Source organism: Arthrobacter mobilis (genome assembly GCF_012395835.1).
Taxonomy (GTDB): domain Bacteria; phylum Actinomycetota; class Actinomycetes; order Actinomycetales; family Micrococcaceae; genus Crystallibacter; species Crystallibacter mobilis.
In genome coordinates, this window is the sequence record NZ_JAAZSQ010000003.1 from 154,022 (window position 1) to 175,978 (window position 21,957).

19 protein-coding genes are annotated in these 21,957 nt (G+C 68.9%); 4 read left to right on the top strand and 15 right to left on the bottom strand.

Translation table 11 applies throughout. The annotated features are described in order from the left end of the window. From HGG74_RS21395 to HGG74_RS05535, 4 genes are all read right to left on the bottom strand, one after another. The coding region (locus HGG74_RS21395) for a cbb3-type cytochrome c oxidase subunit I (RefSeq protein WP_376766121.1) at nt 1–1,141 on the bottom strand (1,141 nt) is incomplete at its 3' end. Between the two features lie 18 nt (nt 1,142–1,159). Next, entirely contained in the window at nt 1,160–2,002 is an 843-nt protein-coding gene (gene ctaC, locus HGG74_RS05525) for an aa3-type cytochrome oxidase subunit II (protein ID WP_168485344.1), read from the bottom strand. A 179-nt stretch (nt 2,003–2,181) separates the two neighbouring features. Continuing rightward, on the bottom strand, nt 2,182–2,556 hold the full coding sequence (locus HGG74_RS05530; protein ID WP_168485439.1) for a HesB/IscA family protein: 375 nt from the start codon (nt 2,554–2,556) through the stop codon (nt 2,182–2,184). Between the two features lie 130 nt (nt 2,557–2,686). Further along, nucleotides 2,687–4,099, bottom strand: coding sequence for a M20/M25/M40 family metallo-hydrolase (locus HGG74_RS05535; RefSeq protein ID WP_168485345.1), 1,413 nt, complete (start codon nt 4,097–4,099; stop codon nt 2,687–2,689). A gap of 135 nt (nt 4,100–4,234) precedes the next feature. Here HGG74_RS05535 and HGG74_RS05540 point away from each other — a divergent pair, with 135 nt between their 5' ends. Then, entirely contained in the window at nt 4,235–4,831 is a 597-nt protein-coding gene (locus tag HGG74_RS05540) for a DUF3043 domain-containing protein (RefSeq protein WP_168485346.1), read from the top strand. 125 nt (nt 4,832–4,956) lie between these two features. Here the strand turns inward: HGG74_RS05540 and HGG74_RS05545 are convergent, their stop codons facing one another. Then, nucleotides 4,957–6,024 carry a quinone-dependent dihydroorotate dehydrogenase gene (locus HGG74_RS05545; RefSeq protein WP_168485347.1) on the bottom strand — a complete coding sequence of 356 codons (1,068 nt, stop codon included), beginning with the start codon at nt 6,022–6,024 and terminating at the stop codon, nt 4,957–4,959. 88 nt (nt 6,025–6,112) lie between these two features. Here HGG74_RS05545 and HGG74_RS05550 point away from each other — a divergent pair, with 88 nt between their 5' ends. Further along, nucleotides 6,113–7,159: an alpha/beta hydrolase gene (locus HGG74_RS05550; protein ID WP_168485440.1), complete on the top strand. Its 1,047-nt coding sequence runs from the start codon at nt 6,113–6,115 to the stop codon at nt 7,157–7,159. Here HGG74_RS05550 and HGG74_RS05555 read toward each other — a convergent pair. The 3 genes from HGG74_RS05555 to leuA form a co-directional block, all read right to left on the bottom strand. Next, nucleotides 7,105–7,917, bottom strand: a complete 813-nt coding sequence (locus HGG74_RS05555) for an isoprenyl transferase (RefSeq protein ID WP_246262665.1) — start codon at nt 7,915–7,917, stop codon at nt 7,105–7,107. The genes HGG74_RS05550 and HGG74_RS05555 overlap by 55 nt on opposite strands. Nucleotides 7,918–7,927: 10 nt before the next feature. Next, nucleotides 7,928–8,680: a DNA repair protein RecO gene (gene recO / locus HGG74_RS05560; protein WP_168485349.1), complete on the bottom strand. Its 753-nt coding sequence runs from the start codon at nt 8,678–8,680 to the stop codon at nt 7,928–7,930. A gap of 79 nt (nt 8,681–8,759) precedes the next feature. Beyond that, nucleotides 8,760–10,520: a 2-isopropylmalate synthase gene (gene leuA / locus HGG74_RS05565; RefSeq protein ID WP_168485350.1), complete on the bottom strand. Its 1,761-nt coding sequence runs from the start codon at nt 10,518–10,520 to the stop codon at nt 8,760–8,762. Nucleotides 10,521–10,893: 373 nt separating this feature from the next. Between leuA and HGG74_RS05570 the strand changes: the two genes are divergently transcribed. Next, on the top strand, nt 10,894–12,834 hold the full coding sequence (locus HGG74_RS05570) for a M13 family metallopeptidase (protein WP_168485351.1): 1,941 nt from the start codon (nt 10,894–10,896) through the stop codon (nt 12,832–12,834). A gap of 78 nt (nt 12,835–12,912) precedes the next feature. Here the strand turns inward: HGG74_RS05570 and HGG74_RS05575 are convergent, their stop codons facing one another. The 5 genes from HGG74_RS05575 to HGG74_RS05595 all read right to left on the bottom strand — a co-directional run bounded on the left by HGG74_RS05575 (nt 12,913) and on the right by HGG74_RS05595 (nt 18,637). Next, nucleotides 12,913–14,514, bottom strand: coding sequence for an LCP family protein (locus tag HGG74_RS05575; RefSeq protein ID WP_312856751.1), 1,602 nt, complete (start codon nt 14,512–14,514; stop codon nt 12,913–12,915). Nucleotides 14,515–14,774: 260 nt separating this feature from the next. Beyond that, nucleotides 14,775–15,722, bottom strand: coding sequence for a GTPase Era (gene era, locus HGG74_RS05580; RefSeq protein ID WP_168485442.1), 948 nt, complete (start codon nt 15,720–15,722; stop codon nt 14,775–14,777). A 40-nt stretch (nt 15,723–15,762) separates the two neighbouring features. Then, nucleotides 15,763–17,118 carry a hemolysin family protein gene (locus tag HGG74_RS05585; protein ID WP_168485352.1) on the bottom strand — a complete coding sequence of 452 codons (1,356 nt, stop codon included), beginning with the start codon at nt 17,116–17,118 and terminating at the stop codon, nt 15,763–15,765. Further along, nucleotides 17,115–17,588 carry an rRNA maturation RNase YbeY gene (gene ybeY / locus HGG74_RS05590; RefSeq protein ID WP_168485353.1) on the bottom strand — a complete coding sequence of 158 codons (474 nt, stop codon included), beginning with the start codon at nt 17,586–17,588 and terminating at the stop codon, nt 17,115–17,117. Before ybeY ends, HGG74_RS05585 begins: the two co-directional genes overlap by 4 nt. Beyond that, entirely contained in the window at nt 17,585–18,637 is a 1,053-nt protein-coding gene (locus HGG74_RS05595; RefSeq protein WP_168485354.1) for a PhoH family protein, read from the bottom strand. Before HGG74_RS05595 ends, ybeY begins: the two co-directional genes overlap by 4 nt. A 322-nt stretch (nt 18,638–18,959) precedes the next feature. On the opposite strand from HGG74_RS05595, the gene HGG74_RS05600 reads away from it, so the two are divergent. After that, nucleotides 18,960–19,934: a Gmad2 immunoglobulin-like domain-containing protein gene (locus HGG74_RS05600; RefSeq protein ID WP_168485355.1), complete on the top strand. Its 975-nt coding sequence runs from the start codon at nt 18,960–18,962 to the stop codon at nt 19,932–19,934. A gap of 108 nt (nt 19,935–20,042) precedes the next feature. Here HGG74_RS05600 and HGG74_RS05605 read toward each other — a convergent pair whose 3' ends face one another. After that, the gene (locus HGG74_RS05605) at nt 20,043–20,822 is read right to left on the bottom strand and encodes a 16S rRNA (uracil(1498)-N(3))-methyltransferase (RefSeq protein ID WP_168485356.1); all 780 of its coding nucleotides are present in this window, start codon (nt 20,820–20,822) and stop codon (nt 20,043–20,045) included. A 1-nt stretch (nt 20,823) separates the two neighbouring features. Next, a complete protein-coding gene (gene dnaJ, locus HGG74_RS05610) occupies nt 20,824–21,951 on the bottom strand; it encodes a molecular chaperone DnaJ (RefSeq protein ID WP_168485357.1) in 1,128 nt (375 codons plus the stop codon). Between the last annotated feature and the right edge of the window lie 6 nt (nt 21,952–21,957).

The window sequence follows — 21,957 nt, forward strand, 5'->3', positions numbered from 1 at the left end:
ACAGGATGATGCCGGTCAGGCCGCCGAAGAGGAAGGTGGCCAGGAAGCCCAGGCTCCAGAGCATCGGGGTTTCGAAGGTGATGGAGCCGCGCCACATGGTGCCGATCCAGTTGAAGAACTTCACACCCGTCGGCACCGCGATCAGCATGGTCATGAAGGCGAAGAAGGGCAGCAGGACCGAGCCGGTGACGTACATGTGGTGCGCCCAGACGGTCACGGACAGGGCCGCAATCGCGATGGTCGCGAAGACCAGGCCCTTGTAGCCAAAGATCGGCTTGCGGCTGAAGACCGGGAAGATCTCGGAGACGATGCCGAAGAACGGCAGCGCGATGATGTAGACCTCGGGGTGGCCGAAGAACCAGAACAGGTGCTGCCACAGGATGGCCCCGCCGTTGGTCGGGTCGAAGATGTGCGCGCCGAAGCGGCGGTCCGCACCCAAGGCGAAGAGCGCGGCGGCCAGCGGCGGGAAGGCCATCATCACCAGGATGGCGGTGATCAGGGTGTTCCAGGTGAAGATCGGCATGCGCCACATGGTCATGCCCGGGGCGCGCATGGTGATGATCGTGGTGATGAAGTTCACCGAGCCCAGGATGGTGCCGAAGCCGGACAGGGCCAGGCCGAAGACCCAGAGGTCCCCGCCCACACCGGGCGAGAACGTGGTGCTCGACAGCGGCGTGTAGGCGAACCAGCCGAAGGATGCGGCGCCCTGCGGGGTGATAAAGCCGGAGACGGCAATGGTGCTGCCGAACAGGAAGAACCAGAAGGCCAGGGCGTTCAGGCGCGGGAAGGCCACGTCCGGGGCGCCGATCTGCAGCGGCATGATGACGTTGGCGAAGCCGGCGAAGAGCGGCGTCGCGAACATCAGCAGCATCACGGTGCCGTGCATCGTGAACAGCTGGTTGTACTGTTCCTTGGTCTGGAGGATCTGCATGCCCGGCTCGAAGAGTTCGGCGCGGATGACCAGCGCCATGACGCCGCCCAGGCAGAAGAAGATGAACGATGCAATCAGGTACATGTACCCGATGGTCTTGTGGTCGGTGGAGGTGATCCAGTTGACGATGATACGTCCCTTGGACCGGGGAACCACCCGGGGTGCCACTGTCGTCCCGGCTTCACCGGCTGTGTATTCGTAAGTCGACACTAGTACTCCCTCGCTTCCTTACTCAGCCGCTTCGTACGGGTTACGGTCATATTCGGCGCCAATCTGGCCGTCGTTGAGCCGGGTCATCTGCTCGTCGAACTCCGCCTGGGAGACGACCTCGACGCGGAAGAGCATCTCGGAATGGAATTCGCCGCAGAGCTCGGCGCACTTTCCGTCATAGACACCCTCACGCTGCGGCGTGAAGGAAATGTAGTTGGTCTTGCCCGGGATCATGTCGACCTTCTGCAGGAACGCGGGCACCCAGAACGAGTGGATGACGTCGCGGGAGTTGATCTGCAGCTCCACGGTCTGGTTCACCGGCAGGTAGAGCGTGGGCAGCGTCTCGGGGATGCCGGTCTCACCGGTCAGGTGCGCCTGCACGCCGGCGGAGTACTTGTCCTGCTTCACGTAGTTGAAGTCCCAGGACCACTGCTTGCCGCGGGCGTCGATGACCACCTGCGGGTCGTCGAAGCGCTGGGTCAGGGCGGTCTGGTCGCGGTCGGTGAAGTAGAAGAAGGTCAGGACCAGGACCAGCGGGAGCGCGGTGTAGAAGATCTCGATGGGAAGGTTGTAGCTGAGCTGTCGCGGGAACCCCTCGTCCCCCTTGCGGCGCCGGTAGGCCACGATGCACCACAGGATCAGGGCCCAGGTGATGACACCGACGATCAGCGCGGCAATCCAGGAGTTCACCCACAAATCGATCAGCCGATCGGTGTGGCTGGTGGTGCCCCGCTCGGTGGGCAGCCAACCCAGTCGGACTTCTTCTGAACATCCCGTCAACAGCAGCATGCCCAGAGCGCCCAGGCCTGCGGCCTTGGCGGTCCTGGCACGTCGGCTGCCGGTTCGGTCCTGCGAACTCACAGACGGCCCTTCCTCTTGTTTCGTGCAAGTGATGCGCGCGCCCGCGGCGCACGACAGTGCCCCGCGGGCGCGCGCATTTCCAGTTTTACTACTCACTGTAGAGCTTACCCTCACGGATGACGATCATATGACAGGCGCCCCGCAGTGAGTCGGGGCCCCGCACTCCCCCTGCAGACCCTTTAGTGGAAGGAGTCTCCGCAGGCGCAGGAGCCGCCGGCATTCGGGTTGTCGATCGTGAAGCCCTGCTTCGAAATGGTGTCTTCGAAGTCGATCGTGGCGCCGGTCAGGTAGGGAACGCTCATCTTGTCCACGATGACCTCGACGCCGTCGAAGTCGCGCACGGCGTCCCCGTCCAGCATGCGCTCGTCGAAGTAGAGCTGGTAGATCAGCCCGGAGCAGCCCCCCGGCTGCACCGCTACGCGCAGGCGCAGATCCGTGCGGCCTTCCTGTTCCAGCAGGCTGCGAACCTTGGCGGCCGCCACCTCCGTCAGGGCGACTTCGTGAGTGGGCAGTTCGGTCTGTTCCGGTGCTGCGTTGCTGGAGGTTTCGCTCATTGATGCGCTCATTGCTATTCCTTATCTGTACCGGCCGTCAGGTGACCTGCTGCTATTACTCAGTGGTGCTGCGGCTCCGCCTTCCATGGTACTTGGCCCGCAACCGGCGGCGGTAACCGCAGCCGGCCCGTCAGGGGTTTCCGGGCGCATTCAGCCGGGCCAGCAGGAGCGCCTCGGCCAGGACGGCGTTGCGGAAATCGCCCAGGTGCAGGGACTCGTTGGCCGAATGTGCGCGCGAATCCGGGTCCTCGACTCCGGTGATCAGGATCTGCGCCTGCGGATACACCTCGGTCAGGTCCGCGATGAACGGAATCGATCCGCCCATCCCCGCCTTCACCGGCTCGGTCCGCCAGGCTTCGCCCAAGGCCCAGAGCGCGGCCTGCGCTGCGGGGGCGGCGGTGTCTGCGGCAAAGGCGCTGCCCTGCTCGCCCGGGACGAAGTCCACCTGCGCCCCGAACGGGACGTGCTGCCGGACATGCCGGGCCAGAGCGTCCATGGCCGCTGCCGGATCCTGGCCGGGAGCCAGGCGCAGGCTGATCTTGGCCCGGGCCGACGGCACGAGCGTGTTGGACGCCAGGGCCACCGGCGGGACGTCCATGCCGATCACCGACAGGGCCGGCTTGTTCCAGAGACGGTCGGAAATGCTTCCTGCGCCCGCCAGCACTGCCGAGTCCAGGACGGAGGCATCCCGGCGGAAATCGTCTTCCGGGTAGGCCACGGCGTCGGTATCCCGGGCCACCAGACCCTCGACCGCGACGGCACCGGCGTCGTCGTGGAAGGTGGCGATCAGCCGCGCCAGCAGGGTCGGCGCATCCAGGACCGGGCCGCCGAAGACGCCCGAATGCACCGCGTGCTCCAGTACCCTGAGCTCGATGGTGGCATCCACCAGACCGCGCAGGCTGGTGGTCAGCGCCGGCACGCCGACCTTCCAGTTGGCCGAATCCGCCACCACAATCACGTCCGCCCGGAGCAGCTCCCGGTGCTGCTCGAGGAAGGCCCGGAAGGTCGGCGACCCGGCTTCCTCCTCCCCCTCGATGAAGAAGGTCAGGCCCACGCCGAAGTCCGCCCCCAGCGTGTCCAGCAGCGCGCGCAGGGCCCCGGCATGGACCATGATGCCGGCCTTGTCATCCGCGGCGCCCCGGCCGTACAGCCGGCCGCCGGCTTCGGTGGCGGCGAACGGCTCGGTGGCCCACAGCTGGCGGTCCCCCGGCGGCTGGACATCGTGGTGGGCGTAGAGCAGCACCGTCGGCTTGCCTGCTGCCGCCGCGCGGCGGGCGACGACGGCGGGTCCTGCCGGCGCCGCGCCGCCGGCGCTGAGGATCTGCACATCATCAAGGCCGAGGCTGCGCAGCAGGGCCGCCACGGCGCCGGCGCTGCGCGCCAGCTCGGCCGGGTCGAAGGCCGCCCAGGCAATGCCGGGGATGGCGACCAGGTCCTTGAGGGCGGCGATGGTCTCCCCCATCCGGGCATCGACGGCCCGGGCCAGGGCGTCCACGTCCACACCGGAACCGGGCAGGACAGCGCTGTCAGGAGTACTTGTCATACCCGACACCCTACCGCTGCCGCGCGGCAGCTGTCCGGACCTGTGCGCCCCGGCCCCGGAGCCGGTCCAAAACCGCCGGTCAGCGGCCGCTTTGGCGCGCCCTGCGCAGGGTCCGGCGCAGGGTATTCTTGATGGGTGTTTGGACGAAAGAAAGCGGCTTCCGAGCCGCAGGGCGTAAGCGATCAGCAATCCCCCGCCGGACCTGCGGTGCAGGGCGGCACGGCAGGCAAGGGCGCGCCGACGCCCCGCCGCAAGGACCGCGAGGCGGCCCGGCGCCGTCCCCTGGTGCCCGAGGACCGCAAGGCCGCCCGGGATGCCAACCGCGAGGCGGTGCGCGCGGAACGGCTGCGCATGCGGCAGGCGCTGGACACCGGCGACGAGCGCTACCTGCCCCTGCGTGACAAGGGGCCGCAGAAGAAGTTCGTCCGCGACTACGTCGACGCCCGCTGGGTGGTCGGCGAATTCCTGATCGTCTTCGCCCTGCTGTTCGTGGTGCTCAGCTTCATCCGCAGCGTCGAAGTGCAGTCGGTGATCCTGATCGGCTTCTGGATCCTGCTGGCCGTGGTGGCCGTGGATGCCTTCATCCTGAGCCGCCAGCTCAAAAAGGCCCTGACGGCCAAGTTCGGCGAGGTGGAACGCGGCGCCGTCTGGTACGGCGTGATGCGCGGACTGCAGCTGCGCAAGCTGCGCCTGCCGAAGCCGCAGGTCAAGCGCGGCCAGTACCCGTCCTAGACCGCCGGTCCCCGGATTCTTCGCAAAAATCCCCCGGAAGGGGAATCTGCTGCAGGGTTGAACCTGCAGCAGATTCCCCTTCCGGGGGAAATTTTTTTGGATGGGAGGTATCCCGGGAGGCGCCGTCAGGTGTACTGCTTCGCCAGTTCCCGGTTGATCCGGGCCGCCCAGAACGGACCCTCGTAGAGGAAGGCAGTGTAGCCCTGCACCAAGGTGGCACCGGCATCCAGGCGTTCCTTGACGTCCTCGGCCGTCTCGACGCCGCCGACCGCCACCAGGGTCAGTGACGGACCGGTGATGCTGCGCAGCCGCCGCAGCACTTCCAGCGAGCGGGCTTTCAGCGGCGCGCCGGAGAGCCCGCCCTCGCCGCAGGCGGCGACCTTGGCCGCATCCGAGACCAGCCCGTCGCGGCCGATGGTGGTATTCGTGGCAATGATGCCGTCCAGCTTCAGGTCCAGCGCCAGCCGCGCCACCTCGTCGATATCCTCGTCGCTCAGGTCCGGGGCGATCTTGACCAGCAGCGGCACATGCCGGCCCGCGGCGGCGTCGGCAGCTTCCCGCACGGCGGCCAGCAGCGGGCGCAGGGTGTCCACATGCTGCAGCAGGCGCAGGCCGGGAGTGTTCGGGGAACTGACGTTGACCACCAGGTAGTCCGCGTGCGGGGCCAGCAGCCGGGTGCTCGCCAGATAGTCCTCCACCGCGTGCTCAAGCTCCACCGCCTTGGTCTTGCCGATATTGACCCCGATCACCGGGCGGGGGCGCGCCCCGCCGGCCTCCAGGGCCCGCCGCGCCGCCGCGATCCGCGGCGCGACGGCCGCGGCGCCGTCGTTATTGAAGCCCATCCGGTTGACGACGGCGCGGTCTGCGACGAGCCGGAACAGCCGCGGCTTGGGATTGCCCGGCTGCGCGGCGCCGGTGATGGTTCCCACTTCCACCGCGCCGAACCCCAGGTCGGCCAGGGCCTCGATACCCAGGCCTTCCTTGTCGAACCCGGCGGCCAGCCCGAACGGCGAGGGGAAGCTGACGCCGAAGGCCTCGGTCCGCAGCGACGCGGCGGGCCGCGTCAGCCGGCGCAGCAGGGTCCCGGCACCGGCCTGGTGCGAGGCCCGGATCAGGCGGAAGCCGATCCGGTGGGCGCGTTCGGCGTCCATCCAGGAAAAGGCAGCACGGAAGAAGAGAGGGTAGAGACGCATGTTCCTAGTCTTGCCGCAAAATCCGCCGTGTCCAAACCGGCAGCGGGTGCGGGGTTAGCATGATTTTGTTCAGGAAAGGAGGCCCGTGGTGCAGGCCGTCTGGCAGCCGGACATCCTCGGTCCGGACTTCGAATCCGCCGTGCTGCGCGTCCCGTCGCCGGCAGTTCCCGGACAGCAGGCAACGCTGGTGCGCTACGTCCCGGACGCGGCAGAGCCGCTGGCGGGCAGGCAGGCCCTGCTCTTCCTGCACGGATGGAGCGACTACTTCTTCAATACCGAGCTGGCCCGGTTCTGGCACCGCCTCGGGGTGGCGTTCTATGCGCTGGACATGCACAACTACGGCCGCAGCCTGCGGGACGGGGATCTGCCCGGCTTCGCCGCGGACCTGGCGGACTACGATGCCGAAATTACCTTGGCGCTCTCCGCGGTGCGCGAAGACCTCGCCCGGCGCAGCGACCTGCGGCGCGGTCCGGGCGGGGCACCGGAGGCGGCCCGGGTGACGCTGATGGGCCACTCCACCGGCGGACTGGTTGCAGCCCTCTGGGCCGGGGACCATCCCGGACTGATCCAGTCGCTGGTGCTGAACAGCCCGTGGCTGGAGATGCACCGCAGCCCGCTGGTGCGCCATGCCGCGGCCTCCGTGATCCATCCGCTCTCGCGCGTCCGGCCCGCGGCGCGGCTGTGGATCCCGTCCCGGGGCTTCTATTACCGCAGCATCAGCAAGAGCGCCGAGGGCGAATGGGAACCGGACCCGGTCATGCGTCCGCCCGGGGCCTTCCCGATCCACGCCGGCTGGCTCAGTGCCGTCTGGCGCGGGCAGGCCAGGGTGGCCCGGGGGCTGGGCATCGAAGTGCCGGTCCTGGTGCTGGCCTCGGGCCGGAGCATGAACGGGCCGGTCTGGCACGAGGACATGAAGGCCGCGGACGTGGTCCTGGACGTGGAGACGATGGCCGCCCGGGCGGTGAAGCTGGGCCGCAGCGTGACCCTGGAGCGGATCGACGGCGCCCTCCACGACGTCTTCCTGTCCCGGGCCCCGGTGCGCCGGGAGGCCTACGCCCGGCTGCGGCGCTGGGCCGGCGCCTACATGCTGGACGCCGGCGAGCCGGACAACGCCGCGTCCACGGCCGCCCCGTAGCGGCGGTCCCGCTTCGCGTAGATCTGCACCGCTTCCCACAGGGTCCGCCGGTCCACATCCGGCCACAGGACGTCCAGGAAGACCATCTCGGCGTAGGCGGACTGCCACAGCATGAAGTTGGAGAACCGCTGCTCACCCGAGGTGCGCAGGAACAGGTCCACGTCGGGCAGGTCGGGTTCGTCCAGGAAGCGCTGGATGGTCTTCTCCGAGACGGCGGAGGCCTTCAGCCGCCCGGCGGCCACCTCGGCGGCAATGGCCGCCGCGGCGTCGGCAATCTCGGCCCGGCCGCCGTAGTTCACGCACATGTTCAGCGTGCAGACGGTATTGCCCGCGGTTTGCCGCTCGGCTTCTTCCAGCTCGCGGACCACCGACTGCCACAGCCGGGGACGGCGCCCGGACCAGCGGATCCGCACACCCCATTCGTCCAGCTGGTCACGCTGCCGGCGCAGCACGTCCTTGCTGAAGCCCATCAGGAAACGCACTTCCTCCGGGGAGCGCTTCCAGTTCTCGGTGGAGAAGGCGTAGACGCTCACATGCCCGATGCCGAGCTCGATCGCACCGGCCACCACGTCCAGCAGTGCGGCCTCGCCGGCCCGGTGCCCCTCGGTCCGCGGCAGCCCGCGCTGGTTGGCCCAGCGGCCGTTGCCGTCCATCACGATGGCCACATGCTCCGGAATGACCTCCCGGGGCAGCCGCGGCGCCAGGGCGCCGGACGGATGGGGGGCGGGCGGCAGGGGCCGGTTCCGGCTGGTACTCATCTGCTGGTGCTCACACTCGCTCAACATGTCGAAGGGATTTCAGGGAACGTTCCAAATGCCACTGCAGGTAGCTGGCCACCAGGCCGGCGGATTCGCGGCGGGCCGCCGGCGCGGAACCGTCCGCCCGCGTCCAGTCCGCGCTGAGCAGGGCGGCCAGCAGCTCCATGGTTTCGGGGGCCGGCGAGGCGCTACCCGGCGGCCGGCAGTCGTGGCAGACGGCGCCGCCGAGGGCCGGGGAAAAGGCCGAGTGCGGGCCGGGGGCCCCGCAGCGGGCACAGTCGGTGAAGCTGGGCGCCCAGCCGGCGGTGGCCAGGGCCCGGAGCAGGTAGGAATCCAGGATCAGCTCCGGGTCATGCACGCTGCGGCTGAGCGCCGAGAGCGCCCCGATGACCAGGGCGTACTGGGCGGCGGCGGATTCGCCGTCCACGTCGGTGAGCTTTTCCGCCGTTTCGCAAATGGCCGCGGCCGCGGTGTACTTGCGGTAGTCCGCCGCGATGTCCCGGCCATAGGGGCCCAGCGTCTGGGCCTGGACCACGATGTCCAGGCTGCGCCCGGAGACCAGCTGCAGGTCGGTGACCATGAACGGTTCGAGCATGGCCCCGAACTTGCTGCTGGTGCGCCGCACGCCCTTGGCCACGGCCCGGACCTGTCCGTGATGCTTGGTCAGCAGGATGATGATCCGGTCCGCTTCGCCAAGCTTGTGGGTGCGCAGGACTACCCCCTCGTCACGGTAGGTGCGCGAGGCGAAGGATCGGCTGGTCACTCCCCTATTCTCCCACGGCACGGGCCCGCCCCGCCGACAACCGGCGGAACGGGCCCGTGCGCAGCGGGAGGGCCGGACGTTACCCGGCCGCCGCCGTGCCGCCGGCAGCGGCGCGGCTGTCCCGGATGGCGCGGTTGACCGCCGAGACCACTGCCTTCAGCGCGGCCATGGTGGTGTTCGTGTCGATGCCCACACCCCAGAGCACCCGGTCCGCGACGGCACATTCGACGTACGCGGCCGCTCGGGCGTTGCCGCCCTCGGAGAGGGCGTGCTCGGTGTAGTCCAGCACGCGCACATCCACGCCGTCCTGGGCGAAGATGTCCAGCAGCGCGGCGATCGGGCCACTGCCCTCGGCCGTGCGGCGGCTCGGGACGCCGTCGACGGTCATGGTGGCGTCGAGCCGGAAGGAACCGTCCTCAGCCGTGTCCGTGTGGACCGCGCCAAGCGCGTAGTGGCCCCAGGGCTGCTCGCTGGAGGGCAGGTACTCGTCGCTGAAGATCTCCCACAGTTCGGCAGCGCTGACTTCGCCGCCCACGGTGTCCGTGCGGCGCTGGATGACGCCGGAGAATTCGATCTGGGCGCGGCGGGGCAGGTCCAGCTTGTGCTCGTTCTTGAGCAGGTAGGCCACCCCGCCCTTGCCGGACTGGGAGTTCACCCGGATGACCGCCTCGTAGCTGCGGCCCAGGTCCTTCGGGTCGATCGGCAGGTAGGGCACGGCCCAGACCAGCTCGTCCACGCTCTTGCCGGCGGCCGCGGCGTCCTTCTCCATGGCCTCGAAGCCCTTCTTGATGGCGTCCTGGTGCGAGCCGGAAAAGGCGGTGAAGACCAGGTCGCCGCCGTACGGGGAGCGCTCGGGCACCGGCAACTGGTTGCAGTACTCGACGGTGCGGCGGATTTCGTCGATGTTGGAGAAGTCGATCATCGGGTCGATGCCCTGGACGAACAGGTTCAGGCCCAGGGTCACCAGGTCCACGTTGCCGGTCCGCTCGCCGTTGCCGAACAGGCAGCCTTCGATCCGGTCGGCGCCGGCCAGGTAGCCCAGCTCCGCAGCCGCCACACCGGTGCCGCGGTCGTTGTGCGGATGCAGGGACAGAATGACGTTTTCGCGGTCGTTCAGGTTGCGGGACATCCATTCGATGGAGTCCGCATAGACGTTGGGGGTGGCCATTTCCACCGTGGCCGGCAGGTTGAGGATCACCTGGCGGTCGGCGGACATTTCCAGCACGTCGGTCACCGCGTTGCAGATCCGCGCGGCAAACTCCAGCTCGGTGCCGGTGAAGGATTCCGGCGAATATTCGTAGGTGACCTCGGTGGCCTTCAGGGACTCCTCGTACTTGCGGCACAGCCGCGCCCCCTGCAGGGCGATGTCCACGATCCCGTCCTGGTCCTCGCGGAAGACCACGCGGCGCTGCAGCACGGAGGTGGAGTTGTACAGGTGGACAATGGCGCGGTCCGCCCCCTCGAGCGCCTGGTAGGTGCGCTCGATCAGGTGCTCGCGGGACTGGGTCAGCACCTGGATGGTCACGTCGTCGGGGATCCGGTCCCCTTCGATGAGCTGGCGGACGAATTCAAAATCCGTCTGCGAGGCGGAGGGGAAGCCGACCTCGATTTCCTTGTAGCCCATCCTGACCAGCAGGTCGAACATCTTGTGCTTGCGCTCGGGGCTCATCGGGTCGATCAGCGCCTGGTTGCCGTCGCGCAGGTCCACCGCGCACCAGCGCGGGGCCTTGGTGATCACCTTGTCCGGCCAGGTGCGGTCCGGCAGCTCTACTGTGATCTGGTCCTGGAACGGAATGTACTTGTGGACGGGCATTCCGGAGGGCTTTTGTGCATTACGCATAGTGTCAATTGGCCTTTTCTACGGGGAAACTCGAAACCCAGGCCGGACAGCACAAACTCCGCAGCGAGGGTTCGGCCTGTCAAACAGCTGTTTGCGTAGCCTCGCCGCGGCAGCTAAGAAGTAGCATTCCTGCGCGCACCTTTTCACAGTAGCACGGCGCCCGGACCGGCCGTGAACCGCGCCGCAACGTTGCCGCACACGCCGGGCACCGTGCGGCGCAACCGGTGCCGGACCGTGCCGCGGGCTCCCAACACTGCATAGAGTGGACCCGTTGCATCATCCACAGATCATCAAGCGTGGGGCAGCCGGGTCCCTCCGTGGCGGCCAGGCCGGCCCGGAAGGGCCAGCTCCGCGCGCTAGCGAGAGGCACACCGTGATCCGTTCCGGCATTGTCCTGTCCAATGTAGATCCAGCCGTCCGCCCGCAGGATGACCTGTTCCGGCATGTGAACGGCAAATGGCTGGCCGAGACCGTCATTCCCGAGGACCGGCCGCTGGAGGGCTCGTTCACCGCCCTGCGCGACGCCGCCGAGGAGGCGGTACGCGCCATTATCGAAGACGCCGCGGCGCATCCGGACCCGGCCTCGGAGGCGGGCAAGATGGGCCTGCTGTACGCCGGCTTCATGGATACCGCCGCGGTCGAGGGCAAGGGCTTCACTCCGCTGGCCGCGCAGCTGGCGGCCATCGACGCCGTCGTCGACGCAGAGTCGCTGCTGGAGCTGCTGCCCGGCTTCACCCGCACAGGTGCTGCCTTCCCGCTCGCCATCTACGTCAGCAATGATGCCGGCGATCCCACCCGGTACCTGCTGCACCTGTACCAGGCAGGCCTTGGCCTGCCGGACGAGGCCTACTACCGCGAGGAGGCCTTCGCGGACATCCGTACCGCGTACCTGGACTACGCCCGCCGGATGCTCTCCCTGGCTGGTCTGGACCCGGCCGACGCCGACCTGGCCGTCGGGCTGGAACACAAGCTCGCCTCCGGGCACTTGGACAAGGTCTCCTGCCGGGATCCGCAGCAGACCTACAACCTGCGCACGGTGGATGACCTGGCCGCCACGGTCCCGTGGATCCGCCGCTGGCTCGACGGCCTCGGGGAACCGGCTGCGGCGGTGGAGGAACTGGTGGTGTGCCAGCCGAGGTTCGTGTCCGTGCTCGCCGACCTGGTCGCCAGCGAACCGGCCGCCACCTGGCGGGCCTGGCTGCGGCTGCAGCTGCTCAGCGCTTCGGCCCCGTACCTGCATGACGAGGCGGTCAAGACCCGCTTCAGCTTCTACGGGCAGGTGCTCAGCGGGATCCCGGAGCTGAAGGAGCGCTGGAAGCGCGGGGTGGCCCTGGTCGAGGGCGCCATGGGCGAGGCGGTAGGCCGGGAGTATGTGGCCAGGCACTTCCCGCCCACGCACAAGCAGCACATGGAGGCCCTGGTGCAGAACCTGCTGCAGGCCTACGAGCAGAGCATCTCCTCGCGGCCGTGGCTGAGCCCGGACACCATCGGGCGGGCGCTGGAGAAGCTGAAGGCCTTCCGGACCAAGATCGGCTATCCGTCCAAGTGGATCGACTACTCCAGCCTGGCCATCGGGGACGATGTCTGGACCAACGTGCTGGCGGCCGACGACTTCGAGACCCAGCGCAACCTGGCCAAGCTGGGCGGACCGGTCGACACCGAGGAGTGGCACATGACGCCGCAGACGGTCAACGCCTACTACATGCCGACGATGAACGAGATCGTGTTCCCGGCCGCCATCCTGCAGCCGCCGTTCTTCGATGCCGAGGCGGACGACGCCGCCAACTACGGGGCGATCGGGGCGGTGATCGGGCACGAGATCGGCCACGGCTTCGACGACAAGGGGTCGCAGTTCGACGGCTCGGGGGCGCTGCGCAACTGGTGGAGCGAGGAGGATCTGGCCGCGTTCCGGTCCCTGACCTCGAAGCTGGTGGACCAGTACGCCCGGCTCAGCCCCGAGGAGGCTCCGGGGCACACGGTCAACGGCGAACTGACGCTGGGCGAGAACATCGGCGACCTCGGCGGACTGGCGATCGCCTACCAGGCCTACCAGCTGAGCCTGGGCGGCCGGGAGGCCCCGGTCATCGACGGCCTGACCGGGCCCCAGCGGTTCTTCTATTCGTGGGCCGAATGCTGGCGGCAGAAGATCCGGCCGGAGGAATCGGTCAAGCGCCTGACCGTGGACCCGCACTCGCCCAACGAGTTCCGCTGCAACCAGGTGGTGCGGAACCTGGACGCGTTCCACGAGGCTTTCGCCGTCACCGAGGCGGATGCGCTGTGGCTGGACCCGGCGGAGCGGGTGCGCATCTGGTAGCCGCGCACCTGCCGGCCCCGGCACACCAAGGGCGGGCGGTTCCCTCACCGGAACCGCCCGCCCTTGGCGTGAATCCCGCTAGAAACCGCCGGACTGCTGGCAGGTGACCTGGTCGGCCGTCTGGCCGGAGAGTCCGCCGGCCAGACCGCTGGTGTCCGCCAGCTTGGTGCCGCTGGTGAAATCCTGGCCGACGACGACGGCGACGCCGTCCTGCGTGCCGCCCGAGAGGACGCTGGGCTCGGGCACCCCGAGCTGGGCGGCCAGCGCACGGGCCACTTCCTCGAAGCCCTCGGCGTACAGGATCTGCGTGGCCGGGCTGGTGCCCTCCGCCGGGGCCGGGACAGCCTGGTCATAGCCGAGGCTCCGCAGGTGCGCGGCAACGTCCTGGGCCCGCTCGCCGGTGCCGGATTCGTTGAGGACCTGCACCGGCTGGGCCGCGGCATCGAACGCCGGTTCTTCCGCGTCGTCCGCGGTACCGGATGCCGTGCCGGCGTCGGCGGTGCCGGGACCGGCAGCCTCGTCCACGGCACCGCCGGCTTCTCCGCCGGTGCTGCCGTCTTCGTCCCCGTCCGCCTCCGAGGTCGCAGCCGGACGGCCGCCTGCGGTTCCCTTGCCGCCACCGGATTCCGCGGTCACGTCCCCGTCCTCGCGCAGGATCTGGAAAAGCCGCTGGCCTTCCTCGTCCTTCATCACCAGCCGGTTGGGATCCGGCTCGTAGAGCGTGGTGGGCAGCGACACGAACGCCACCTTGCCCAGGTCGACGCTCTTGACGCGGTCCGCCAGGGCCAGCAGGGACGGGATCTGGGCCAGTCCCTCGTCCACGGTCAGGTTCCGGGCCACGGCCTCGGCAATCGCGTACAGCCGCGGAACGTTGGTTAGGGTGCCTTCGCTGGTCAGCTTGCGCGCCATGGAGGCCAGGAAGCTCTGCTGGGCGCGGACCCGGCCGCGGTCGCCGCCGTCGCCAAAGGCGTGGCGGGTGCGCAGGAAGGCCAGCGCCTGTTCGCCCTGGACGGTGCTGACGCCGGCGGGCAGGACCAGCTTGGAGTAGGTATCGTTGATCGGCTCGTTGACACAGACGTCCACTCCCCCGATCACGGTGGTCAGTTCCTTGACTGCATTGAAGTCGGCCATCATGAAGTGGTCGACCTCCAGCCCGGTGAGCTCATTCACCGCTGCCACCGTGCAGCCGGGACCGCCGTAGCTCAGGGCCATGTTCAGCTGCGAGAACTGCTGCTCAGGGTAGACCTCCCCGGTCGCAGGGTCGGTGCAGGCCGGGATCGTGGTCAGCAGGTCGCGCGGCAGGCTCACCACCGTCACGCGCTCCCGGTCCGCGGAGAGCTGCATGAGCATCATCACGTCCGAATTGCCCGAACCGGTGGAGGAAGGATCCCCGCCGTACCGGCCGCCGGTATTGGCGCGCGAATCCGTGCCCAGCAGCAGGATCTGCAGTGGGTCGGTGCCCCGGTCCACCGGCAGCGCGGTGTGGTCGGTGCCCAGGTTCAGCGGTGCGCTGACGATGCTGGAGCGGAGGGTGAAAAGCTTCACGCCCACGAAGCCGACGCCGGCCACCAGGGCCGCGGCCAGGCCGGCAGCGGCCACTTTCAGCCACAGCGGTGCGCGGCGGGTGCGCATGTGCCGGGCATTGACCTGCCCGCCGGCCAGGACGGCAGCGGCCGGCACGCGCCGGGTTCCCGCACTGCCTGAAGATTGCACCGGGTCATCGCCGGAACTTCCGCGACGACCCACGGGTGTTCCCTCTCTCTGGACTGGTAAACGACGTTTGCACAATATTCTAAGCTCGCGGGCGGGCCGGGACCTCCTGCGCCGCTACTGCGCGGCTATGCGTTCGCTGTGAGTTAGCTGGAAAGCGGGCAGTACCCCGGGAAAACGGCAGCGCCCCGTCCCGGGCCGGTACCGGACGGGGCCCTGCCCCCGGATGCCTAGAAGCCCAGGCGCACCAGCTGCTTCGGGTCCCGCTGCCAGTCCTTGGCGACCTTGACATGCAGGTCCAGGTAGATCCTCGTGCCGAGCAGGGCCTCGATGCCCTTGCGGGCCCGGCTGCCCACGTCGCGCAGCCGCGCCCCGCCCTTGCCGATAATGATGGCCTTCTGGGAAGGCCGTTCCACGAACAGGTTCACCCGCACATCCAGCAGCGGGTTGTCCTCGCTGCGGCCTTCGCGCGGCACGATCTCCTCGACCACCACGGCCAGTGAATGCGGCAGCTCCTCGCGGACGCCCTCCAGGGCCGCCTCGCGGACCAGCTCGGCAACCATGACCGCTTCCGGCTCGTCCGTCAGTTCGCCCTCCGGATACAGCGGCGGGGACACCGGCATGTGCTTGATCAGCACGTCCGCCACGGTGTCGATCTGGAAGCCGCCGGTGGCGGAAACCGGCACGACGTCGCGGAAGCCATCGGCGCCGAACACCTCGGTGCCCAGCCCGGAGACCGCCAGCAGCTGCTCGGCCAGGGCCGCCCGGTCGACCAGGTCGGTCTTGGTGACCAGGGCGACGACGGGCTTGCGGTTCAGTGCCGCCAGCTGGTTGGCGATGAAGCGGTCCCCCGGGCCGATCTTCTCGTTCGCCGGCAGGCAGAAGCCAATTGCGTCCACCTCGGCGAGCGTGTCGGCGACGAGGTCGTTCAGCCGCTGGCCCAGCAACGTCCGGGGCCGGTGCAGGCCGGGCGTATCGACCAGCACGAGCTGGGCATCCGGCCGGTGGACAATGCCGCGGATGGTGTGCCGGGTGGTCTGGGGCTTGGCCGAGGTGATCGCCACCTTCCGGCCCACCAGTGCGTTGGTCAGCGTCGACTTGCCGGCGTTGGGCCGGCCGACCAGGGACACGAAGCCCGCACGGTAGTCCGCCGGCCAGCCGCTGGCCGGCATCGCCATCGCCTTGGCCTGGTGCTTGTCAGGGTGGCTGCTCACTGTTCTATCTCCGATGTTCGGTCTCCGATTCTTCACGCACGCCGCCTTGGTCCGCGTCTGCGCGGGGAGCCTTGCCGTTGCCTGCTGCGTGGCTGTCTTCATCTTGGGGCGCCGGCTCCAACCAGGCAATGATGTGGCTGATCCGGTTGCGCCGCCCTTCCATGCGTTCGGCGCGCAGGTGCAGCCCGTCCAGGTCCACCTCGCTGCCAACGATCGGGACGCGGCCCAAGCTCTTGGCCAGCAGCCCGCCCACCGTGTCCACTTCCTCGTCGTCGAGGTCGAGGCCGAAGAGTTCGCCGACGTCGTTAATGCCGGCCTTGGCGCTGATCCGGTAACGGCCGCCGTCGAGCGCCTCGATGGCGGGCCGCTCCGAGTCGTACTCGTCCACGATCTCGCCGACGATCTCCTCGATCAGGTCCTCCAAGGTGACCAGGCCCGCGGTGCCGCCGTATTCGTCGATCACGATGGCCACATGGGTGGACTCGCGCTGCAGCTCCTGCAGCAGGCTGCCCACCGGCTTGGATTCGGGCACATAGCGCGCCTCCCGGCAGACCTCGTCCACCAGGTCGCCGCGCCCGGCCCGGCCGCTGTACAGCCGCGCGGTGACATCCTTCAGGTACAGGATCCCGCGGACCTGGTCGGCGCTGTCCATAATCACCGGGATCCTCGAGTACCCCGAACGCAGGAACAGGGACATCGCCTGGGCCAGGGTGGAACCGGACTGGATGGTGACCATGTCCGTGCGCGGGACCATGACGGCGCGCACGATGGTGTCGCCGAGGTCGAACACCGACTGGATCAACTCCGCCTCCGCATCCTCGATCATGTCGGACTCGGTGGCCCGCTCGACGAGTTCGCGGAACTCCTCCTCCGAGAAGAAGGCGGCGTCGGCCCGCGGGGCGTTCGGTGCCACCAGGCTGCCCAGCCGGACCAGCCAGCCCGGCACCGGACCCAGCAGCGCGCACAGGATCCGCACGGCCGGGGCGGTGAACAGCACCACGCCGCTGCCGTGCATGCGGCCGAAATGGCGGGGCGAGACTCCCACCAGCACAAATCCGACGGCGGCCATGGTCACGGTGGCCAGCAGTCCGGCGATCCAGATATTGCCCAGGATGTGGAAGAAGAACAGGGCGATCGCCACCGCCCCGGCCATTTCGAACCAGACGCGCCAGAACCGCAGGGCATGCATGTGGGAGGCCGGCGCCTGCAGCACCGCACGCAGCGCCCGGCTGCGTCCGTCGCGCAGCAGCTGCTCGGCCTCCTGGCGCGGCAGGTAGGTGAAGGCGGCCTCGGCCGCGGTCAGGAGTGCGGCGACCAGGATGCATCCCAGCGCCAGGCCCGCGAGGGCGGCAACGATCAACGCGTGGTCTCCGTGGGGGCGTCCTTGCCAAGGAAACTCTCCAGCAGCTTCCGCTGCAGGGAGAACATCTCTTCCTTCTCCTCCGGCTCGGCATGGTCATAGCCGAGCAGGTGCAGGATGCCGTGGGTGGCCAGCAGCAGCATCTCTTCGGCCACCGGGTGCCCGGCCCGCTTCGCCTGTTCGGCGGCCACCTGCGGGCAGATCACGATGTCGCCCAGCACGCCGGGGGGCGTGGGCCGGGCGGCAGTTCCCGGGCGCAGTTCGTCCATGGGGAAGGAAAGGACATCGGTCGGTCCGGGTTCATCCATCCACTCGATGTGCAGGCGCTCCATCGCCTCGGCGTCAACCAAGATGATGGACAGCTCGGCCTCGGGATGGACATAGAGGCTGTCCAGGATGAAGCGTCCCAGCCGGCTGAGCTCCTCCTCGTCGGCCGGCAGGGCGGACTCGTTGTTGACTTCGACGCTCATGGCCTGGATTCCTGTCGCTTGCGGGGGTGCTGCGGACGCTCGGGCGCTGCCCCGCGCCGGCGGCTCTCGTCCCACTGGCTGTAGGCATCGACGATGTCGCTGACCAGCCGGTGCCGGACGACGTCGGAAGCATCCAGCATGGAAAAGTGCACGTCATCCACGCCCTGGAGGATTTCGCTGACGATCTTCAGGCCCGAACTCGTGCCGCCGGGAAGGTCGATCTGCGTGATGTCGCCGGTGACCACCATCTTGGATCCGAAGCCCAGGCGGGTCAGGAACATCTTCATCTGCTCCGGGGTCGTGTTCTGGGCTTCGTCGAGGATGATGAAGGCGTCATTGAGCGTCCGGCCGCGCATATAGGCCAGCGGCGCAACCTCGATGGTGCCGGCGGCCATCAGGCGCGGGATGGAGTCCGGATCCATCATGTCGTGCAGGGCGTCGTAGAGCGGCCGCAGGTAGGGGTCGATCTTGTCGCTGAGGGTGCCGGGCAGGAAGCCCAGCCGCTCCCCCGCCTCCACGGCGGGCCGGGTCAGGATGATCCGGTTGACTTCCTTCTGCTGCAGCGCCTGCACGGCCTTGGCCATGGCCAGGTAGGTCTTGCCCGTGCCGGCCGGACCGATGCCGAAGACCACCGTGTTCACGTCGATGGCGTCCACGTACTTCTTCTGGTTCAGCGTCTTGGGCCGGATGGTGCGGCCCCGCGAGGAGAGGATATTCTGCGTCAGCACATCGGCAGGCCGGGCCACCGACTGGTCCCGGAGCATGCGCAGCAGCTGTTCGACCACCTGCGGAGTGACCCGCGTATCGGCCGCGGCCAGGGTCCGGATCTCGGCGATCAGCCGTTCGGTCCGCTCGACCGCGGCGGCGGGGCCGCTGATCAGGACCTCGTTGCCGCGCACGAGGAGGTCGACATCCCTGAACTCGGCTTCGATGAGCCGGAGCACTTCATCGTGTGCGCCGAGCGTCCTGACCATATGCTCCGGAGATTCGAAGTGGACGGAACGGCTGCTGGATCCGAGCGGATCGACATCCAATCGTGTTTCCGACATAGCGTAAGCCCGCGGGCTTGTCATCGCTCCTTAGATTGTGCGTGCAGTACACTTCCATGCTACGTCACCGGGGCGCCGCCGCCCGGACGGCACCGGCCCGGACGGCGCGGAAAACCCCGAAATTCGGCCTGAATCGATACACCGCAGGGAGGTCTCGATCCTGTTTCGATCGTGCATCAGTCCGGTTGAGGGGCGGCCAAACCACGGTTCCGGCAGCCCGGTTTGTGCCAAGCTGGTGGGGCGGACGCTGCCCGGCGTCCGTTCCAGGTACTGTCCCCCACCCTGCGCTTCAGGATCCCCGGCCAGGCCAGCGAAGAGGATAATGAGCACCACTGCCCCGTCTCCCGGACGTCCGCGACAGTCCCGCGCATTCGCCGTGTGGCTGTCCCTGCTGACGGCCGGGTCCCTGGGCCTGCTCGGCTGCACGCCGCTGCAGCAGGGCGGCACCGCCGGGCCCACGTCCATGCCTTCGGGTGCCGGGGCCCAGGTTCCTGTGCAGACCGGCCCGCTGGTCACCAGCAGCCCGCTGGAAACGGTGCAGAGTTCCTCGCTGTCCCCGGTCTACTTCCTGGGCGCCAACGGGGAGAACGTCTTCCTCTACCGCGAATTCCGGCAGGCCGAGGACCTGGGGGATCCGATCACCACGGCAGTGAGCGCGATGACCCGGCTCAAGCCGCGCGATCCCGACTACTTCAACCCCTGGAGCCCTGCGGCCAAGGTGGGGGCGTCGATCATGGACGGTTCGGTGATCACGCTGGACATTTCCTCCGACGCCTTCAAGGCCAACGTCGACCAAGGCATCGCCGAGCGCGCCGTCGAGCAGCTGGTGTACACCGCCACCGCCGCGGCCGCCAACGCCGGCCTGTCCGCGGCGGAGAACCCGCTGGAGGTGGTGGTCCTGGTCGACGGGCACACCGGCTACCGCGCCTTCGGGCACGTCGAGCTCGGCGCACCCATGTCCCGGAACTATGCCCTGGCTGCGCCCGTGTGGATCATCGATCCGCAGGAGGGGGACACCGCCGAGGACCAGGTGCGCGTGTTCGGGCGGGGGGTGGCCTTCGAGTCGCAGCTGTCCTGGCAGATCTACCGCCTGGAAGGCCCGAAGGACACCGGCGACGGCGAACTGGCCAAAAGCGGCACAGTGTCCATCAACGCGGCCATGGGCGAGACCGGCGAGTTCGAGTTCACCGAAAGCCTGGACCGCGGCTCCTACCGGCTGTACGTGTACCAGGAAGACATGAGCGGGCGCACCCAGGGCCGGCTGAACGCGGACAGCAAGACCTTCACCATCCGCTGACACCCCTCCCCCACCGTCGACGTTGCAGCTAATGCCCCATTCCGGCTCCGGAAGGGGCATTAGCTGCAACGTCGATGGGAGTTTTGGGGGGTTTGGCGGGGCGGGGAATCAGTCCCAGCGGCCCAGCTGCGCGCTGAGCAGGGCGACGGCGGCCGGTCCGGCGGTGGACGAGCGCAGCACGTGCGGGCCGAGCCGCACCGCGCGGGCGCCGGCCGCCAGCATGGCGTCCACCTCGCGCTGGCTCATCCCGCCCTCCGGCCCGACGATCATCACAACGGCGGCCTGCGCGGCGTCCGCCGGAGGGCCGTCTGCGGGGGCCAGCCGGGCGGCAGCGGAAGCCAGGGACTGCCCGGCCTCCTCGTGCAGGACCAGTGCCAGGGCGCTGCTGCCGATCAGCGCACACAAGCCCTTCAGGTCCACCGGCGCCCCCACGGCCGGGATCCGCGCCCGGCGGGACTGCTTGGCCGCGGAGCGCACGGTGGATTCCCACTTGGCCACGCCCTTGGCCTGCTTCTCGGCGCGCCAGCGGACAATGCTGCGTTCGGCCTGCCACGGCACCACCTCGTCGACCCCGAGTTCGGTGGCTGCTTCCACGGCCAGCTCGTCCCGGTCTCCCTTGGCCAGGGCCTGGACCAGCACCAGCCGGTACGGCGGGGCCGGTTCGTCCACCACCGATTCGACCTCCAGGACCAGTTCCGCAGCCGCTGCCGACCGCACGCTGCCGGACAGGCGCCGGCCGGCGCCGTCGACAATGTCCGCCGGCTCCCCTGCGGCAAGCCGGCGGACCGTGACGGCGTGGCGGGCCTCGGCGCCGGAGAGCCGGAAGAGAGAGCCGGGCACCACGTCGTCAAGCTGGCCCGGCTCGGCGAAGAAGACCGGATTCGTCACCTCAGAGGTTGCCCAGCTTGTCGCGCAGCCTGGCGAACATGCCGGAGCCGCTGGAGGCCATCTTGCCTTCGGCCAGCTGCTCGCCGCGCAGCTGCGCCAGCCGGCGGAGCAGCTCTTCCTGCTCGGCGTCGAGCTTGGACGGCGTCTCGACGTGGATGTGGACCTTGAGGTCGCCGCGGCCGTAACCGCGCAGGTGGGTCACGCCCAGGCCGCGCAGCGTAATGACCTCGCCGGACTGGGTGCCCGGCTTCAGCTGCAGTTCCTGTTCGCCGTCGAAGGTCTCCAGGTTCAAGGTGGTGCCCAGCGCCGCGGCCGTCATCGGCACCGTGAGCGTGGCGTTCAGGTCGTCGCCCTCGCGGATGAAGTTCCGGTCCGGGGCCACGCGGATCTCCACGTACAGGTCCCCCTGCGGGCCGCCCGCCGGGCCGGCCTCGCCCTGGCCGGCCAGCTGGATCCGGGTTCCCGTGGCCACGCCCGCAGGGATCTTGATGGTCAGCGACCTGCGGCTGCGGATCCGGCCCTCGCCGTTACACTCGTTGCACGGATCCGGGATGATGGTGCCGAAGCCCTGGCAGCTGCCGCAGGGGGCCGCGGTCATGACCTGGCCCAGGATGGAACGCACGGCGCGCTGGACCTGGCCGGAACCGCCGCAGATGTCGCAGGTGCGCGGGTGGGTGCCTTCGCGGCAGCAGGTGCCGTTGCAGGTGGGGCAGACGACGGCGGTGTCCACCTCGATCTTCTTGTTGACGCCGAAGACGGCGTCCTTCAGGTCGATCCGGACCGTGATCAGGGCGTCCTGACCGCGGCGCATGCGCGTTGCCGGGCCGGCGGTGCCGGTGCCGCCGAAGAAGGTCTCGAAGATGTCCTGGAACGCGAAGCCGGCGCCCGAGTAGCCGCCGCCGAAGCCGCTGTCGGTGCCGTTCTCGTTGCCGGTGGTGTCGTAGATCCGCCGCTTCTGCGGATCCGACAGCACTTCGTAGGCGTGGCTGACCTGCTTGAACTTGTCCGCAGCTTCCGCGCCCGGGTTGACGTCCGGGTGCAGCTTGCGGGCCAGCTTGCGGTAGGCCTTCTTGATTTCCTCGGTGGTGGCGTCGCGGCTGACACCGAGTACGTCGTAGTGGTTGCTCACCTTTGA